The sequence below is a fragment of the Aquabacterium sp. genome (assembly GCF_036279655.1).
In the GTDB taxonomy this organism is placed as follows: domain Bacteria; phylum Pseudomonadota; class Gammaproteobacteria; order Burkholderiales; family Burkholderiaceae_C; genus Aquabacterium.
Genome location: NZ_DASUIT010000054.1, coordinates 1 through 3,564, shown reverse-complemented (window position 1 = coordinate 3,564; position 3,564 = coordinate 1). Strand labels below are relative to the sequence as shown.

Annotated in this window: 4 protein-coding genes; 3 read left to right on the top strand and 1 reads right to left on the bottom strand. The window is 64.0% G+C overall.

Going from position 1 to position 3,564, the window contains the following annotated elements; all coding sequences use genetic code 11:
• Positions 1 to 15: 15 nt before the first annotated feature.
• Positions 16 to 858: an archaetidylserine decarboxylase gene (gene asd / locus VFW84_RS05995; RefSeq protein ID WP_290675710.1), complete on the bottom strand. Its 843-nt coding sequence runs from the start codon at positions 856 to 858 to the stop codon at positions 16 to 18.
• A 145-nt stretch (positions 859 to 1,003) separates the two neighbouring features.
• Between asd and VFW84_RS05990 the strand changes: the two genes are divergently transcribed.
• The 3 genes from VFW84_RS05990 to VFW84_RS05980 form a co-directional block, all read left to right on the top strand.
• Positions 1,004 to 2,041 carry an ABC transporter substrate-binding protein gene (locus VFW84_RS05990; protein ID WP_329679529.1) on the top strand — a complete coding sequence of 346 codons (1,038 nt, stop codon included), beginning with the start codon at positions 1,004 to 1,006 and terminating at the stop codon, positions 2,039 to 2,041.
• Positions 2,041 to 2,817, top strand: coding sequence for an ABC transporter ATP-binding protein (locus tag VFW84_RS05985; RefSeq protein WP_329679528.1), 777 nt, complete (start codon positions 2,041 to 2,043; stop codon positions 2,815 to 2,817). Before VFW84_RS05990 ends, VFW84_RS05985 begins: the two co-directional genes overlap by 1 nt.
• The coding region (locus VFW84_RS05980; RefSeq protein ID WP_329679527.1) for an ABC transporter permease at positions 2,814 to 3,564 on the top strand (751 nt) is incomplete at its 3' end. The genes VFW84_RS05985 and VFW84_RS05980, both read left to right, overlap by 4 nt.

Genomic DNA, 3,564 nt, shown 5'->3' with positions numbered 1-3,564 from the left:
CCAGCCGGGTGAGGCTTAACGCTGCGCCATCGCCTCGCCCATGCGGATCGCACGAGCAGGCTCCCACGCAGCGTTGAACTGAAGCGGACCTTTGGGGAACAGCATGACGACCGTCGAGCCCAGCAGGAAGCGCCCCATCTCATCGCCCTGCTTGAAGACGATGTTCTGATCGTCATAACGCCATTCGCGCACCTGGGCGCTGCGAGGCGGGTTGACCACGCCATGCCAGACGGTGGCCATGCTGCCCACGATGGTGGCGCCCACCAGGGTCAGCACAAAGGGGCCCTTGGCCGATTCGAACACGCAGACGACGCGCTCGTTACGCGCAAACAGGCCGGGCACACCGCGTGCGGTCGCGGGGTTCACCGAGAACAGGTCGCCCGGCACGTAGATCATGCGCGTGAGCTTGCCATCGCAAGGCATGTGGATGCGGTGGTAGTCCTTGGGGCTCAGGTAGAGCGTGGCGAAATGACCGTCTTCAAAACGTGCCGCCAGCTGGGCGTCGCCACCCACCAGTGTCGTCGTCGAATAGGCATGACCCTTGGCCTGGAAGACCTGGTCCTTCTTGATCGGCCCGATCTGGCTGATGGCGCCGTCCACCGGGCTGATCAGGTCTGCCTGGGCCAAGGGGCGGGCACCCGCCTTGAGGGGGCGTGAGAAGAACTCGTTGAAGGTCGGGTAGCTGGCGATGTCCGGGTTGGCCGCCTCACTCATGTTCACGCCATAGCGCTTGACGAACCAGGCAATGAAGCGCGTCGTGGCGGCACCGCCGCGCAACGATGCCAATGCGCCGGCCGCCTGGGTCAATGCCTTCTTGGGCAAGACATACTGCATGGCAACGAATAGACGGTCCGACACGTGAGCCCCTCAGTGGTGTGTGGTGGTTTGAACGAAGCCGAGCATTCTATCTTTGTCGTCTGGCAACCTCACAATTCGGACGGGGATCCTGCAAGCACACGCGGCCTCGGGTACAAAGTAGCCTGTCTTTGACTGGAGTCGCCCCATGACGCGCATCCCGACCACCTTGCGCCACTTGCTGCGCCACCACCTGGGCGCCGCCACACGTGGCACGGCGCTGGCCCTGGCCGCCACAGCCGCCCTGCTGGCTCAGCCGCTGGCCCACGCTGCCGAGAAGTTCACCTACATCACCAACTGGTATGCCGAAGCCGAGCATGGCGGCTTCTATCAGGCTCAGGCGACAGGCCTGTACGCCAAGGCCGGGCTGGACGTCACGCTCAAGATGGGCGGCCCGCAGGTCAACATGATGCAGCTGATGATGGCCGGCCAGGCCGACTGCATCATGGGTTTTGATGTGCAGACCATCCAGGCCTGGGAAAAAGGCATACAGGCTGTGACGGTGGCCGCCGCGTTCCAGAAAGACCCGGTCGTCATGATCGCCCACCCGGACGTGAAGCAGTTCGAGCAGCTCAAGAGCCGCACCCTGCTGGTGGGCAGCGCAGGCCAGGTCACCTACTGGCCCTGGCTCAAGACGAAATACGGCTTCACCGATGCGCAGATGAAGCCCTATAACTTCAGCATCCAGCCCTTCCTGGCCGACAAGAACATCGCGCAGCAAGGCTATCTGGCCTCCGAGCCGTTCTCGATCGAGCGCGAAAGCAAGATCAAGCCGAGCGTGTTCATGCTGTCCGACCTCGGCTGGCCTCCCTACGCGATGACGGTCGTCTGCTCGACGCAGACCATCCAGAAACGCCCCAGGCAGGTGGCCGCGTTCGTGAAAGCGTCGATGGAAGGCTGGAAGAGCTACCTCACAGGTGACCCCAAGCCCGGCAACGCCCTGATCAAGAAAGACAACCCCAACATGACCGATGACTTGCTGGCCTATGGCATCAGCAGCATCAGGCAGCAAGGCGCCGTGCTGGGCGGGGACGCAGCCAGGTACGGCATCGGCATCATCACCGATGAGCGCATGAAGCAGACCTACGACCTGCTGGTGCAACACAAGCTGCTGGATCCCGCCAAGGTGGATGTCAAAAAGACCTACACCACGCAGTTCGTCAAGGACCTGAAGGTCATGCCCTGATGGGACTGCCCGCGGCATCCCCTTCACCGGTGATCGATCTGCAAGGCGTCGAGCAGGTCTACCCGAATGGCACGCGTGCGCTGGCGCCGGTCTCGCTGCGCGTGGAGCCAGGCGAGTTCGTGACACTGCTGGGCCCATCGGGATGCGGCAAGAGCACCCTGCTCAAGATGGTGGCCGGGTTGCTGCAACCCACCGGGGGGCGCATCACCTTGTCAGGGCAGACGCTGTCCTTCGTGTTCCAGGAAGCGACCTTGATGCCCTGGGCGGACGTGCGCCGCAATGTGCGCCTGCCGCTGGATCTCGCGGGTGTGGCGCGCCAGGAGGCCGACGCCCGCGTGGACGAGGCCCTCGCCCAAGTGGGCCTGAATGCTTGCGCCGATCAACGCCCCCGTGAGCTGTCAGGTGGCATGCAGATGCGTGTGTCCATTGCGCGTGGCCTGGTCACCAAGCCCAGCCTGTTGTTGATGGACGAGCCCTTTGGTGCCCTCGACGAGATCACGCGCAACAAGCTGGATGACGAGTTGCTGCAACTGTGGCGCCAGCGGGGCCTGACCGTGGTGTTCGTGACCCACAGCATCACCGAGGCAGTGTTCCTCTCCTCCCGCGTGATCGTGATGGGCGCACGGCCAGGTCGCATCAACGAAGACCTGCGCATGGCCCAACCCTGGCCCCGTGATGAGGATTACCGCACCAGCGCCAACTTCAACGATCAGGTGCGGCATCTCCAGCACAGCTTGAGCCAGGCCGCAGCCATGGCATCGGAGCCCCACGCATGAGGGCGCTCATCGACCGGCTCAAACAGGCGGCACTCCCGCTGCTGATGACCGTCATCCTGCTGGGGATCTGGCAGGCCTGGACGGTGATCGACGAGGTGCCCGCCTACCTCGTGCCCTCACCCTGGGTGATCGCCCAGACGCTGGTCAAGGACTGGGCTCTGCTCAGCAGCGCCTTGCTGGTCACGCTCAAGATCACGGTGCTGGCCTTCTTCAGCGCCACGCTGATCGGCGTGCTGGTGGCCTTTGCCATGGTGCAAAGCCGGTGGATCGAAGCGGCCTTTCTGCCTTATGCGGTGCTCTTGCAGGTCACACCCATCGTGGCCATTGCCCCGCTGATCATCATCTGGGTGAAAGACCCGACGGCCTCGCTGGTGGTGTGCGCCACGCTGGTGGCCTTGTTCCCCATCATCTCCAACACCACCATCGGGCTGCGCAGCGTCAACCCGGGCCTGGCGGCCTACTTCAAGCTGAACCGGGCCACACGCCTGCAAACCTTGCTGCGCTTGCAGATCCCGTCTGCGCTGCCGTATTTCTTCGCAGGCTTGCGCATCTCCGGTGGGCTGTCACTCATCGGCGCCGTGGTGGCCGAGTTCGTGGCCGGCACGGGTGGCACGGGCACGGGCCTGGCCTATCAGATCCTGCAGTCCGGCTACCAGCTCGACATTCCCCGGATGTTCGCCGCGCTGGTGCTGATTTCGCTCACGGGTGTGGCGGTGTTTGCTTCGCTGGCCGCGCTGTCGCGCTGGG

Bases quoted from the DNA above. Each gene is read 5' to 3' on its own strand.
- VFW84_RS05990 (WP_329679529.1), top strand. From the start codon at position 1,004: ATGACGCGCATCCCGACCACCTTGCGCCACTTGCTGCGCCACCACCTG.
- VFW84_RS05985 (WP_329679528.1), top strand. From the start codon at position 2,041: ATGGGACTGCCCGCGGCATCCCCTTCACCGGTGATCGATCTGCAAGGC.